Raw genomic sequence first — 13,322 nt, forward strand, 5'->3', positions numbered from 1 at the left:
ACAGCAAACTACTTCCATGAGCAAAAGCAAGGGTTCTGCCGGATTCGGCAAATTCATCCAACAAAAAGAGACCGGCGCTAAAAAGAAAGAGCGTATCCGCCAGGAGAAAAAAGCGGTCCGTAAGGAAACACAAGCCTTTTTCGAACAAAAGAAATCTGAGGCAAGGGCCCAACGTGAACAATACAGGGCACAGCGTGCAGACAGTGATCCACGCGCCCGTAAAGGCACCGGCGGCAAACGTACCGGAGAGCAAGGTAATGGCGATTGGGAAAGTGGCCGAACAGCGGGTACTGGCGGCGGCACCGGAAAGAGGCCGGCGAACAAGGGCTACAACCGCATGAGCTACATGGAAAGGAAGAAGAAGCAGGCCGGGAAAAAAGCCAATCCTGATTTTTCTGAGCAGAACGACAACCAGCCATTTGCCGATAAACGCAAACCAGCTTACCCTAAAGCAGCAGCTGGCGATGACCGCAAGGCAAAACCAGCCGGAAGCCGCTCCTTCGAAAGCAAAGGCGCATACGGCAAACCAGCTACCGACAAGAAGCCTTACCAAAAGTCATCCAGCGATAAAGCAGGTTTTTCCAAATCACCCGATTCAAAAATCAGTGGCTCGAAAAGCGGATATGCCAAGGAGGAGAAACCCTTTGGCAGGACAAAAAGTCCTTTTGCCGATAAAGGTGCCGCAGCCGCAACTGGTAAAGCAACAGGCAAAAATGCACCTGCTTTTTCCGCTCCAGCTGCCAGCAAAGTGACCGGCAAAAACACCGCCCCACCGGCAGCCGCCAAGGGCAAGGAAGCTAAAAATGTTATTCCCTTAAATAAATTCCTGGCCCATTCCGGCATTTCCAGCCGTCGCGAGGCTGCAGATATTGTGAAGTCGGGCCTGGTGGTCGTGAACGGAAAAGTTGTTACGGAACCTGGATTCAAAGTAACCGATAAGGATGAAATAACCGTGAATGGCAAGCCTATAGCGATTCGCCGTACCATGGTGTACATCCTCATCAACAAGCCCAAAGATTTTATTACCACCACCGACGATCCGCAAGGAAGAAAAACGGTGCTGGACCTTATACGGAATGCTACTACCGAGCGCGTATACCCCGTTGGCCGTCTCGACCGCAACACCACGGGCGTTCTGCTGCTCACCAACGATGGCGACCTCGCCCAAAAACTGGCCCACCCCAGCTACCAGGTAAAGAAGATCTACGAAGTAAAACTCGACAAGCCGCTTGTGAGGAAAGATTTCGATGCCATCCTGCAAGGCATCGAACTGGAAGATGGTTTCGTTGCGCCCGATGTACTGGCCTATGCCGACCCGAAAGACAAGAGCGTGATCGGCATCGAGATCCACAGTGGCCGCAACCGCATTGTACGCCGCATTTTTGAACATATGGGATACGATGTACGCAACCTCGACCGGGTGATGTATGCCAATCTTACCAAGAAGAATGTAGAGCGCGGTAAATGGCGTTTCCTCAACGAGAAAGAAGTGCGCCTGTTGAAATACCTTAATGCTTCGTACACCAAAACCAAAACGCCGACCCGTGGTTAAGACATCGCCCGAAATACTGATCGATAACGAACATTTTATCGTGCTCAACAAACCATCGGGCTTATTGAGCATACCCGACCGCGAAGGAAAAGATATCTCCCTAAAGCAGATGTTGCTGGAGAAATTCGGACAGATATTTACCGTTCACCGCCTCGACCGCGATACTAGCGGCATCATTGTTTTTGCCAAAGATGAGGAAACCCACAAGTTCCTGTCGCAGGCTTTTGAGGAAAGAACGGTAGAGAAATATTATCTCGGCATCGTCAATGGTGTACCGCCCGAAAAGAAGAAGACCATCGATGCGCCAATCGCCGAAAACCAGGCCAGGCGCGGTGTGATGCTGATACACCAGCGTGGCAAACAATCCATTACGGATTACGAAGTGCTGGAGGAATTTGGGAAGTTCTCCCTGGTTCGTTTCCGCATCCATACGGGCCGCACACACCAGATACGCGTGCACATGCAACACGCAGGTCACCCGATTGTGGTGGATCCACTATATGGGGATGCGGCGCCGATCCGGGTATCTTCCTTCAAGCGCAACTACAACCTGTCGCGCCAGGATGACGAAGAGCGCCCCATCCTGGGCAGGCTGGGCCTCCACGCGGAAAAGCTGCTCTTTAAGGATGCCCAGGGCAAATCGTATACCGTTGAAGCCCCGTTGCCGAAAGACATGCGCGCCTTGCTGCAGCAGCTGAGGAAGAAGAAATAGATCGGGCTTTGGGAAACCGGCTCACGGCCTGGATCGGTTACCGCCCGTTCGCCGAATCGGATACTGCCCTACGACCTGCTCAGCCCGCGCCCCTAAAGCCTCCCCTGCGCTCCCAGTGAACAGCCGTTTGCGTTATCCCTCAGAATTACCTATATTCGGATAGTCTGCCAGGTCACTGGCAGACTATCTTTTAACCCCAAATGAAACCCGGATAGCATTCGTTACTAAAACCCAACGCTCAACCGTTATGAAAAAGCTACTGCTGCCCCTGCTGTGCCTGGCCATCGCATTTACCTCCTGCAAAAAAGAAAAAAGTATTGACAGCAGCGACCCCGGCGCACCAACCAGTGGCGGCGGAAATGGTGGCGGCAATGACGGTGGTAACAATGGCCCTGACGGAGGCCTGGAAGTGAAATTAAACGGGCAAACCATCACCTTCACCGTAGAATCGGCCACGCTTCTGCGCTCAACCCAAACCAACCAAAAAAGGCTTGATATCAACGGGCTCTCAAAAGATGGTACGAAAAAGATCATTCTTACCTTCGGTGAGGAGACAGCAGTCGGTAATGGCATGTCGGTGAAGACTTATAAGGTCAAATTGTTCAATGAAGATGATCCTAACACGCCCGAGGACGAAAGCGATGATAGCATGGATGGGTTCATGACCTACGGCACTAAACTGGGCACCAACAGCTGGCTATTTGACGTGTACTCGGAAAACGGCACCTTCACCATTACTGCCTGCAATGAAAGCGCCAAAAAAGTATCCGGGACTTTCAAGACCACTTTGTCTCAAATGGATGACCCCACCAAGAAATTAGAATTCACAGAAGGCAAATTCACGAACGTGGCTTACATGGTCCTGAATTGATCAGCACTGCCTATAATTGTAAAGGGTGATCATCCAGATGGAGATCGCCCTTTATTATTGTAGTAACCGGACGTTATTCATTTTTATAAACTACGCCGTCCTTCATCACAAACTTCATTTTACCCATGGCCTGCACATCTTTGATTGGATCCCCCTCAACGGCTACGATATCGGCCAGTTTACCTTTTTCGATACTACCGATCAGTTCGCTCATGCCCAGCAGGTCGGCCGCCGCTACAGTAGCAGACTGGATCGTTTCAATGACCGGCATACCGGCTTCGTTCATGTACACAAACTCTAGCCAGTTTTTGCCGTGCATGTAAACACCCGCATCGGTACCAAACGCGATCTTCACACCAGCCTTATACGCTTTGCCAAAGGTTGATTGTATTTTGGGGCCGATGGCAAGGGCTTTGGGCGTCACCAGGTCGGGATAATAGCCGGGCTTCTTCGCCGAATCACCTACCGATTTACCAGCAGTGATCGTGGGCACATAATACGTACCATTTTGTTTCATCAGACTCATCACTTCGTCGTCCATATAGGTACCATGCTCGATGCTGTTGACACCTGCCCGCACTGCACGCTTCATCGCTTCGGCGCCATGGCAGTGGGCGGCTATTTTGAACCCATAGTCTTTTGCGGTAGATACAATGGCCTTGATCTCTTCTTCGGTGAACTGAGGATTCTCGCCACTCTTGGCCACGCTGAGTACGCCACCTGAAGCAGTTATCTTAATGAGATCGGAACCATCTTTATAACGCTGGCGCACAGCCTGGCGGCATTCGTCGGGACCATTGGCTACACCAGCAGCGGGTCCGGGATCCCCCATGAGGTCTTTGCGGTAACCATTGGTGGGGTCAGCATGGCCGCCAGTGGTGGCGATCGATTTACCGGCTGTTACCATCCGCGGCCCTTCAATCATTTTTTTATTGATCGCATTGCGCAGAGAGATGTTGACGCCCGTGCCACCCAGATCGCGCACCGTGGTAAAGCCGATAGCCAGTGTGCGTTTTGCATAGACCACCGATTGGAATGCGTAGTCAGACTGATTATAGGTAAACTTATTGAGGTACTGATTGGGATTGGTCTCATCTTCCAGGTGCACGTGGCAATCAATGAGGCCGGGCATCACGGTCTTTTCTTTCAGGTCGATCACTTTATCGGTACCGGCGGCTTTAAGGTAACCGGCCTGCACATCGGTGATCTTATTGCCTTCAACAATGATGGTGTATTGGCTTAGAACCTGTCCTTTGGTAGCATCGACAAGTTTACCGCAATGGAGCAGGGTACGTTGTGATAATAAGGTGATGGGGGCAGTTAAGGCCAGCAGCAGTAGTAGTTTTCTCATAAACGAATTTGCAGTAAGATATTTTGAAATGGGCTAAAAACAAAAACCTTCCTACAGAAGTAGGAAGGTTTTATAACGATGTCAGCTATTACAACTAAAAACTATTTGTCGAGGTTTGGCTGCGGTGTGTAACGCAGGTAAGGCTTTACCACTTGTACGCCTTTAGGGAACTTCTTGATTGCATCTTCAGTAGATACTGCAGGTACCACGATCACATCTTCACCATGTTTCCAATCGGCAGGTGTAGCAACGCTGTAACCGGAAGTCAACTGGAGCGACTCGATCACGCGGAGTACTTCATGGAAGTTACGGCCGGTAGAAGCAGGGTAAGTGATGGTGAGCTTAACTTTCTTATCGGGTCCGATCACGAACAGTGAACGAACGGTGAAGGTTTCAGAAGCGTTGGGGTGGATCATGTCGTACAGGGTCGCTACATTGCGGTCTGTATCGGCGATGATGGGGAAACCAACGTTACAATTTTGCGTCTCGTTAATATCGTTAACCCAGCCTACGTGCTTATCCAGAGAATCAACACTTACAGCCAGTACTTTTACATTGCGTTTTTCAAACTCGCCCTGGAGCAAAGCGGTTTTACCCAGCTCGGTAGTACACACGGGGGTGTAATCTGCAGGGTGAGAGAACAGGATACCCCAGCTATTGCCGAGATATTCGTAGAAGTCGATATCGCCAGCAGTCGTTTTAGCCTGGAAATTTGGCGCGATGTCTCCTAGTCTTAAGCTCATATCAAAGAAATTTATGGTTAAAAAAATCCGCGAACGGATAACGAAGATACAGATTCCCTACTCATGAAGTAGACTGTATTGTTAAATTTATCTTTTGGTTTGATTAATAACGTGTTGGAATTGTTTTTAACCCGGTTGCATTATTTTTTAGGGATAGGCCGGCAGTTAAGGTTTTGTACGACTGGCCAGGTGGACCTGGAGCAGGATCCTGATCTTGTACTGTGGGCCAGCACTAGGGTGGACCTGCCTGTTTTCCGTGCGAAATTGACCTGCGGATAGGCGGCAAACCCTCTTACAACCCACATGTCGGGTTACCGATATATAGGGCAAATGCAGATCGACATCAGGCAAGGTTGTCGGGATAGTTACTGGTTATACTCTAAAAGGCCTACTCGATAGTGTGCTTCATTGATGGTCCCGGGTACGATATCCAGTATAGCACACCCGAATAGTCAGTGAATGATCTATGAGCCATGGGCGAATTATCCCACAACAAGGGGCTCTATAGGTGCTCTGTAATTGCTCTGTAGATGCTCTGTAGGTGCTCTATAGTTTTTGCCACATTACGGTAATTTATAATGCATTATTTGCCGGTAGCCTTGGTGATGGCATACTTCCCGAAGCGGTTCTTGACGTCGTCGATTGCTTTGTAGAGGCCATTCTTTTTCTCGGTATCTGTAAACAGATTGGTTTGAACAGCTTCGTCGGTCAGTTCGCTGAGGCGTACGCCGAGCAGGCGCACGGGCTGACCCTTGCGCCAGAGTTTGTGGAAGAGTTCTTTGGCCTTGGGAATCAGTTCGTCGTCGTAGAAGGTATATGGAATGGTGGACTGCTTGGAAGTGGTTTCGAAATCGGGATAGCGTATTTTAACGGCAACACAACCGGCCGTTTTGTTTTCCTGCCGCAGTTCGTAGGCTACGCGTTCTGTCATGTGTACAAGTTCCACCATCAATTGATCAACACCCTTAATGTTTTCTTCGAAGGTATTCTCGGTTGAAATGGATTTGGCTTCATGGTAAGGCGTCACTTCGCCATGATGGATGCCTTGCGACTTATTCCAGAGGTCGAAGCCATATTTTCCGAATCGCTTTTCGAGCAGTTCGGGCGCCTGCTCGCTGAGGTCGCGAATGGTGAAGATGCCCATCGATTTGAGGACCTCATAGGTGGAGTCGCCCACACCGGGTATCTTGTTGACGGTGAGTGGTGCGAGGTATTCCTTTTCCTTGCCAAAGGGTATATGCAGATAACCATTGGGCTTGGCCTGGTCGGTAGCGATCTTGGCCACCATTTTATTGGAAGCCATGGCGAAAGAGATGGGCAAGGCTGTTTTGTCGATGATCTCCTGTCGCAGGTCGATGGTCCACTGGTAGGGCTGGAAGTATTTTTCCATGCCGGTGAGGTCGAGGTAGAACTCGTCGATGGATGCTTTCTCGAACAGCGGGGCTTTGTCGGCTATAATATTGGTAACGATGCGGGAGTATTTGCTGTAATCGCTCCGGCTGTTGTTGGTGACGATGGCTTGCGGGCAAAGCTTTAGCGCCGTCTTCATCGGCATGGCAGAGTGAATGCCAAACTTGCGGGCTTCGTAGCTGCAGGCGGCCACTACACCCCGCTCCCGGCCGCCCACCAGGAGGGGCTTGCCCTTGAGGGAGGGATTGTTGAGGCATTCGACCGACACGAAAAAGGCGTCGAGGTCGAAGTGGGCGATAATGCGTTGTTGAGTGGCCGCCATGGTAGCTGCAAAAATACAAAGAAGCGGGCTGGCGAGGAAAGCGAATCGAAGACAAAGAACAGGCGCCGCGGGTTGAGCTGTCCAGAAGGGGCGCCGGAACGATGAGCCTATTTACTTATTTTTACCGCATGGAGCAGGAACTGCAGATGCTACGCAAACAAATCTTTGCCTTACATCCTTTGTCGGAGGATGAGTGGAATGAATTTTCCGCCATCTGGCAGCCGGTGCAGTTCAAACGCAAGACCATTCTCACCACTGCCGGCGAAACAGAGCGTTATCTCTATTTCGTCGTGGAGGGCGTGCAACGCGCCTTCTACATCGACGAGAAGCATCCCGAGGCGACCGTGGTTTTTAGTTATGCTCCTTCCTTCTCGGGCATCGTCGATTCTTTCCTGACGCAGCAGCCTTCGAAATACTTTCTCGAAACACTCACCACCAGCAAAATGCTGCGCACCTCTTACCAGCAGGTGCAGGCCCTCATGGACAAGTACCATAATATTGAACGTTGGATACGGTTGTCGGTCTCGTACGTCATGATGGGATTGCTGGAGCGGCAGATCGAATTATTGAGTTACAGTGCTGAAGAGAAATTCCGCATCCTCCTGAAACGCAGTCCACACGTGCTGCAGCTGATCCCTCATAAATACCTCGCCTCTTACCTGGGCATCGACGCCAGTACATTCAGCAAACTGATGGCCAGCGTGCGGATATAAGGATGAAAGCGCGGAGGGAATGAGGGGAAAGCGTAGGAAGGCAACCTAAGGTTCGGTGGCGAGGCGGCGGAAGCACTCCGATGAAAGCACTTTAGCAAATGGATGATCAGTAAGTGGAACTAAGGTTGCATTCGCGGAGAAATGAGGAGAGGCGTGAGGATTTAGCGGGCAGACGCAACGCCCTTCCTGGAAACAATGTCCTCAGCTTTCAGAGGCGGTTTGACCGTTCAACCACGTTCCTGTCCGTTTCGTTACATTTTAAATTTCCCTTAATTCAGGTTTTGATTAGCATTGACCTTTAAAACTTTGCCCCCATGACCCGATTTTTTACCTGCTTTTGTGTTCTCCTCCTTTCATTTGGCGCTATGGCGCAATCCACCCATATTGGCGCTGAGGTCGCCTATTCGGCTGACCTTTTCAAGCAAACAGATGCAGGCAGTCGCCTCTCTCAACCAGATGTTTCCAGCGCGTTGTGGGGCGTGAACATACGGCATGTATTGCAACAGAAATTGTTTTTTGAAACAGGACTATATGCACGCGCTTACAAGGTAGGCATCGCTTTCGATGGCGAATACGGCACGCAATCCACTGATCGCAACGGTTATTTGCTTCCGCTTAGAGTAGGTTTGCGCCTGCCCCTGCTGAAAGGCGCTGTTGCGCTGTGTCCGGTTACCGGTATCACTTTCGGCGTTACCGATGAAAGCGAAGGCGGTATGATCGGAGAAGCCCAGGCCCTGGCTAAAGAGCCGATCACGTATTCCTACAACCTGCAGCACCCCTCGCAGGTATTTTCGCTCTTTCAGGCTGGCCTCGGTATCGACATTAAATTGTGGCCCAAAACGATCCTGCAACTGAGCAGCAACTACTATGGCGGATTGAGCAAAATGATGAAGCAAACCATTGAATACAAGCCCATGTCGAGCAGCAGCAGCGTTCCTGTGCAGGCCATCCAGGAGTCAAGGGGCAGTTTTTATACAGTAGGCATCGGGGTCAAGCGGGCCGTTACCTGGTTTTAAAGAATCTTGGCGCAGACCAAGATTTACTAACAAACAGCCCGGTAGCTTTGTACCATCAAATCAACGCACATGAACCCAATACAAAGCTCGAAGTTACTGGACCAACTTTCGGCAGATACCAAGCAAGTCATCCTCACCTTACATTATTTGTTGCAGACAGACCCGGGTATCCTGTTGCAGCAACCCGCTGCCGGCAAGTGGAGCGTGGCCCAGGTGGTTGAACACCTCAACTCCTATGGCCGCTATTATCTGCCACTCATTCAGCAAGCGCTCCAAACCCAATCGAATAAACCTTCGCCCCTCTTCAAAACAGGTTGGCTGGGCAATTATTTCACGAAGTCGATGCTGCCCAAAGAAGATGGACGTATTCCCAATAAAATGAAGGCTCCTAAAGATCACCGCCCGTCGCCCCATGTCGACAGTCTGGCTACTTTGAAGACCTTTCTTGAACAGGAGAAATTACTACTGGAATTATTACACCAGGCGCGCGCCAACAACCTAAATAAGATCAGGATACCTATTTCCATTGCGAAGTTCATCACGATCAACCTGGGCGATACGTTCCGTTTCCTCATTGCTCACCACCAACGGCATTTTGTACAGATCGCCAATACCATCGAAGCTGTAAAGGGAAATCAAGGCTACACGTTTGCCAATGGTGTTGTGCCTTCCTGAATACAAAGCAAAAGCGTCGTGTCGGTACCCGCAGGCCACTGACACAACGCTCCTAAAAAGTTTATAGCAGGTGTAAGCCGTATGCAACCACCGGGTATCAATGATCGTAGTAGCTAAGCCACTTAAGGGGCGACCAGGTATCCCCTATCGTCGTTTCGAGGATCTTGCCCGCAGCACCTTCAAAATTATCGCTATTACTTAACAGGATAACCGAAATCCCTTTTTCGGGATAACTTACGCAGTAATTCTGCCATCCCTCGGAATGTCCGCCATGAAAAAATGCTTTTCCATGAGGCGTCTTGATCAACCCCCATCCCAGTCCCCACGACAGGTCAATGCTCCTGAATTCGCTTTTATCGGTGAGGCTATCCCGCAACGGTCCAAAGCCCCGCTTGCTGGTAACACGGATCTGAGGCGACAACATCTGTGCATAGAGGGCAGACGAAAGTCCTTTTTTGCCGAGCACATCAGCTACAAACAATCCGTAATCGCCAGCGGTTGTCACCATTGACCCTGCTCCCCTCGCACTGGTTCGTTTCTCAGCACCGATCACTTTTCCATCCTTGTCGTGCCCAACTGCATAATCGGCCTCAAATTCTTTCTGCCACACCATCGCGGTATGCTTCATACCCAGCGGCTCATAAATATATTCGCTGCACAAGGCCTGCAGGCCCTTTCCCGTGTGTTCCTCTACTATAAACCCCAGCAGGTTCATGCCTTCGTTGGAATAATACATCGCTTTGCCCGGCTTATTGATCAGCGTAAGCGTGGTACTGTCGCCGTAGAAATAACGCAATACAGGCAACCCGGATGAATGGCTCAGCAGCATGCGCGCCGTGACCTTATTGAATTCGGGTTGTTTCTCCAGATCTTTCCATTTGGGATATTCGCCAATAGGTTGTTTAAGATACGTGTAAACAGGTTTATCCAGCTCAAACACACCTTTATCGACCAGCTTCAGGAACAAATAAGTAAACAGGGGCTTGGTGAGCGAAGCTGCATAAGAAACGGTGTTGTCGGTAAACGGCTCACCGGTTTGCTGGTTCTTTACACCAAAATAATTGCGGTAAATGATCACATTGTTCTTCACTACCACCATCGACAGACCGGTGAGCTTCTGTGCATCTGCGATGGCTTTGATCTTTTTCGTGAGCTCTTCGGTACTGGTTGTTTTACGTCCATTCAACATGGGTACGGGTTCGGTAACGGGAGCTGATCCTGTTGTTGCCGTAGCAAGGGTGAGCAACAAGATGGCTAAGGATTTCATAATTAAGTATTTGTTCTTAAGGTTTAAAAAGCGTGCCACAATGATCCACAATTGAAATTGAAGCGGTTACAAATGTAATTCATAATAAGTGTACGATTACGAACAGTCGCTGTTCTGTTTCGGCACATATCATTGTTGCATGTATGAAGTTGTTGTTTACGGAATAAAAAATCCCTGCTCCCGTTTTGCCGTCGCGTTGAGCGAAGACACCAGGAGCAGGGTATAAAGGATGGGCGAAAAGAATTTCCTGTGCTTTTATCTTTTATTGCATTCTACGGCTTTCACTATCGATCGCGTTCTTCCTGTTGGCGTTGGCCTTTACATTTTTATTACCAAAGCGATACGTGAAGGTGGCTTTCACAAAGCGGGTCTCGGGTTTTGCATAGTTCACCGATTGCACACCGAACGACGACACGTTGAATCTTGAATTGAAAGTATTGAACGGATCGCTGACATTGACAGTCAACGTGCCTTTCCCCTGCAACATCGTCTTCGAAGCGCCGATCGACGAATTAAACCTTGATTTATATGTTACCACTCCCAATGCCATGGGCGAGAAGTACATGCCAGATACCTGTACTTTGAATCCTTTTGGTAGCAGGATGGTATGATCGCTGCTGATGAAGGCAGTGACCTGCGCATTGTTGAGATCGGAACCGGCGGGCGCATTGAATGCAGCGTATGAGATCACAAGACTGTTGTTGGTGATCCACTTGTTTTGGAAGATTGCCTTGGAATGAGATATGTTGGCTTCATAATAGTCCGCATTGCTGAGGTTGTCGTAGGTGCTGATGACAGCCGGCGATGCGGTGTCTTTGCGGTAGATATCGGCCAGCACGTCGTTGTACCGTACATAGGTGAGGGAAGTGAACAATTCATTGTTCCAGGAATAGGACAGTTCAAAATTGTGCTGTATGCCCGGCTTGAGGTAAGGATTGCCCTGTGAATAGCTGTACTGGCTCTTGTAAATGATAAAGGGATTCACAATATCGTATTTGTAACGCTCGATGCTTTTGCGGTAGGAGAAAGCTAACAGGTTATTTTCTGAAGCCTGGTATTGAATACCTGCATTGGGAAAAATGTTGAGGTAGTTGTTGGCATTGACCTGCTGCGTAGTGACGGAATTACCTTCGGTATGGGTTTGTTCGGCCCGGACTCCCAGCATCACGGAGAACTTTTTGAACTGCCTGTTTACATTTGCATAGGCAGCGTACACATGCTCCTGGTAAATGAAGTGGTTGGTTTTACCATTGTCTTTTACCCATGTACCGTTGTCGTCTTTTTGCCACTGGGCATCATTGTCGGTTGTGGCCGCCGACACTTTCGCGCCCGCCTCGAAGCTGCCTTTGGTAATGGGTTGTGTATAATCCACAGCAAAGGATTTGATATCGTTGTTGGCGGGTGCATTGGCCTGGAGCTGGTTTACGGCATACTCCTTACCGAGGGGGGTGAAATAGCGGGTGGTGAAGCGATCATTCCATTTTTTATCGTAGCTGAAGTAATCGGCATTGAACCTCAGCTCCCTGCCTGCTGAATCGAGGATGGTCTTATAGTAAAGATTGACGGAAGGAATGAGGTAACGGACGCTTCCAGCGGCAGTTACGGTAGAGAACGAATCCTGTTTAGTGCCTGCATAATTCGCCAACGAACGGGTATCGTTGCTCTTTTCAATATTGTTGGCCATTCCCTTTACCAGGATGCCGAATACATTTCTTTTGTTGATCTCGTAATCCAACCCAAGTTTGAGGCTGTGGTTGCGGAGCAGGCTGTTGCCTTCCGTTTCATCAGCAATTTGTTTGCCTTCGTTCAGGTACCGGGTGAAGTTGCTTTTGCTGTATTGCTGGTTGTTGAGGTAATCGTAACCGCCGTACACATTGAGCCTTTTACTGCGGTGGTTGAGCGTGAGTCCGGTGTTGAAGGAGCCGTAAGTGCCTGCACGTCCGCTGAGCGTGGCGGTGCCATTGGTGCCCAGTTTGGTATTCTTCGCCATGATGATGTTGATGATGGCGCCTCCCTGTGCTTCGTATTTGGCCGAAGGGTTAGCAATCAGTTCTATGCGGTCGATGCCATTGGCGGTCATCGCGCTCAGCATATTTTTGAGGTCTTCGCCGCTGAGGTTCGAGTAACGGCCATCGATCAATACCACGATCTTTTTGCCTTTCAATTGTAAACCACTGCCCAGTTCTACCACGCCGGGGGCACGCAACAATACTTCCCAGGCGGTTCCGCCAGCGGCAATCGGGCTGCCTGCGATATTGACGATCATTCTATCAACCTTCTGCACGATGAAGGGCTTGCTGGCGGTTACCGTTACCACTTTAAGATCTTTCTGATCGAGCACGAGGCGGGTAAGGTATTGATTGCCGGGCTGCACACCGGTAAGGGTGATCGTTTTGTACCCGATGTATGCTATCTTGAGCGTATAAGCGCCGGCGGAGCGGTCTTTGAAACGGAAATTACCTTTGTTGTCGGTGGTGGTGGTAGCCACGGGTTGGTCTTGCTGGAGCAAGGCCACCGATGCCTGTGGCAGGGGCTGCGTACTAAGACTGTCCGTAACGGTACCGGTAATATCCTGTGCAGTGGCGAAGCCTACTATAAAGAAGCTGATCAGAAAGGCAGTGGTGAAGATAATGATGCGGCTCATATGAAGGGTGTGTGTTTGTTTGTTGATGACACAAACCTATCACCTG

Annotated in this window: 11 protein-coding genes; 6 read left to right on the forward strand and 5 right to left on the reverse strand. The window is 49.9% G+C overall.

Annotation, left to right across the window (positions count from 1 at the left end):
* Nucleotides 1-16: 16 nt before the first annotated feature.
* The 3 genes from P2H89_RS31425 to P2H89_RS31435 all read left to right on the forward strand — a co-directional run bounded on the left by P2H89_RS31425 (nucleotide 17) and on the right by P2H89_RS31435 (nucleotide 3,135).
* Entirely contained in the window at nucleotides 17-1,552 is a 1,536-nt protein-coding gene (locus P2H89_RS31425) for a pseudouridine synthase (protein ID WP_275834732.1), read from the forward strand.
* Nucleotides 1,545-2,264 (forward strand): RNA pseudouridine synthase, encoded by a 720-nt coding sequence (locus tag P2H89_RS31430; RefSeq protein ID WP_275834734.1) that lies wholly within the window; start codon nucleotides 1,545-1,547, stop codon nucleotides 2,262-2,264. Before P2H89_RS31425 ends, P2H89_RS31430 begins: the two co-directional genes overlap by 8 nt.
* A 247-nt stretch (nucleotides 2,265-2,511) precedes the next feature.
* Nucleotides 2,512-3,135, forward strand: coding sequence for a hypothetical protein (locus tag P2H89_RS31435; protein WP_275834736.1), 624 nt, complete (start codon nucleotides 2,512-2,514; stop codon nucleotides 3,133-3,135).
* A 73-nt stretch (nucleotides 3,136-3,208) separates the two neighbouring features.
* Here the strand turns inward: P2H89_RS31435 and P2H89_RS31440 are convergent, their stop codons facing one another.
* The 3 genes from P2H89_RS31440 to dinB form a co-directional block, all read right to left on the reverse strand.
* Nucleotides 3,209-4,486 (reverse strand): amidohydrolase family protein, encoded by a 1,278-nt coding sequence (locus P2H89_RS31440; protein ID WP_275834740.1) that lies wholly within the window; start codon nucleotides 4,484-4,486, stop codon nucleotides 3,209-3,211.
* Nucleotides 4,487-4,587: 101 nt separating this feature from the next.
* Nucleotides 4,588-5,229, reverse strand: coding sequence for a peroxiredoxin (locus P2H89_RS31445; protein ID WP_275834742.1), 642 nt, complete (start codon nucleotides 5,227-5,229; stop codon nucleotides 4,588-4,590).
* 583 nt (nucleotides 5,230-5,812) lie between these two features.
* Nucleotides 5,813-6,961, reverse strand: coding sequence for a DNA polymerase IV (dinB, locus tag P2H89_RS31450; protein ID WP_275834744.1), 1,149 nt, complete (start codon nucleotides 6,959-6,961; stop codon nucleotides 5,813-5,815).
* 128 nt (nucleotides 6,962-7,089) lie between these two features.
* On the opposite strand from dinB, the gene P2H89_RS31455 reads away from it, so the two are divergent.
* The 3 genes from P2H89_RS31455 (at nucleotide 7,090) to P2H89_RS31465 (ending at nucleotide 9,365) form a co-directional block, all read left to right on the forward strand.
* Nucleotides 7,090-7,674 carry a Crp/Fnr family transcriptional regulator gene (locus tag P2H89_RS31455; RefSeq protein ID WP_275834746.1) on the forward strand — a complete coding sequence of 195 codons (585 nt, stop codon included), beginning with the start codon at nucleotides 7,090-7,092 and terminating at the stop codon, nucleotides 7,672-7,674.
* 314 nt (nucleotides 7,675-7,988) lie between these two features.
* Entirely contained in the window at nucleotides 7,989-8,690 is a 702-nt protein-coding gene (locus P2H89_RS31460; RefSeq protein ID WP_275834748.1) for a hypothetical protein, read from the forward strand.
* A 69-nt stretch (nucleotides 8,691-8,759) separates the two neighbouring features.
* Nucleotides 8,760-9,365, forward strand: a complete 606-nt coding sequence (locus P2H89_RS31465) for a DinB family protein (RefSeq protein ID WP_275834750.1) — start codon at nucleotides 8,760-8,762, stop codon at nucleotides 9,363-9,365.
* A gap of 97 nt (nucleotides 9,366-9,462) precedes the next feature.
* On the opposite strand, the gene P2H89_RS31470 is transcribed toward P2H89_RS31465, so the two are convergent.
* Both P2H89_RS31470 and P2H89_RS31475 read right to left on the reverse strand, forming a co-directional pair.
* Nucleotides 9,463-10,632 carry a serine hydrolase domain-containing protein gene (locus P2H89_RS31470; protein WP_275834752.1) on the reverse strand — a complete coding sequence of 390 codons (1,170 nt, stop codon included), beginning with the start codon at nucleotides 10,630-10,632 and terminating at the stop codon, nucleotides 9,463-9,465.
* Nucleotides 10,633-10,894: 262 nt separating this feature from the next.
* The gene (locus tag P2H89_RS31475) at nucleotides 10,895-13,276 is read right to left on the reverse strand and encodes a TonB-dependent receptor (protein ID WP_275834755.1); all 2,382 of its coding nucleotides are present in this window, start codon (nucleotides 13,274-13,276) and stop codon (nucleotides 10,895-10,897) included.
* Between the last annotated feature and the right edge of the window lie 46 nt (nucleotides 13,277-13,322).

This window comes from Paraflavitalea sp. CAU 1676 (assembly GCF_029223285.1).
Classification (GTDB): domain Bacteria; phylum Bacteroidota; class Bacteroidia; order Chitinophagales; family Chitinophagaceae; genus Paraflavitalea.

Excerpts from the sequence above, each read along its gene's own strand:
- P2H89_RS31425 (WP_275834732.1), top strand. The coding sequence starts at position 17 with ATGAGCAAAAGCAAGGGTTCTGCCGGATTCGGCAAATTCATCCAACAA.
- P2H89_RS31435 (WP_275834736.1), top strand. The coding sequence starts at position 2,512 with ATGAAAAAGCTACTGCTGCCCCTGCTGTGCCTGGCCATCGCATTTACC.
- P2H89_RS31440 (WP_275834740.1), bottom strand. The coding sequence starts at position 4,486 with ATGAGAAAACTACTACTGCTGCTGGCCTTAACTGCCCCCATCACCTTA.
- P2H89_RS31445 (WP_275834742.1), bottom strand. The coding sequence starts at position 5,229 with ATGAGCTTAAGACTAGGAGACATCGCGCCAAATTTCCAGGCTAAAACG.
- dinB (WP_275834744.1), bottom strand. The coding sequence starts at position 6,961 with ATGGCGGCCACTCAACAACGCATTATCGCCCACTTCGACCTCGACGCC.
- P2H89_RS31455 (WP_275834746.1), top strand. The coding sequence starts at position 7,090 with ATGGAGCAGGAACTGCAGATGCTACGCAAACAAATCTTTGCCTTACAT.
- P2H89_RS31460 (WP_275834748.1), top strand. The coding sequence starts at position 7,989 with ATGACCCGATTTTTTACCTGCTTTTGTGTTCTCCTCCTTTCATTTGGC.
- P2H89_RS31465 (WP_275834750.1), top strand. The coding sequence starts at position 8,760 with ATGAACCCAATACAAAGCTCGAAGTTACTGGACCAACTTTCGGCAGAT.
- P2H89_RS31470 (WP_275834752.1), bottom strand. The coding sequence starts at position 10,632 with ATGAAATCCTTAGCCATCTTGTTGCTCACCCTTGCTACGGCAACAACA.
- P2H89_RS31475 (WP_275834755.1), bottom strand. The coding sequence starts at position 13,276 with ATGAGCCGCATCATTATCTTCACCACTGCCTTTCTGATCAGCTTCTTT.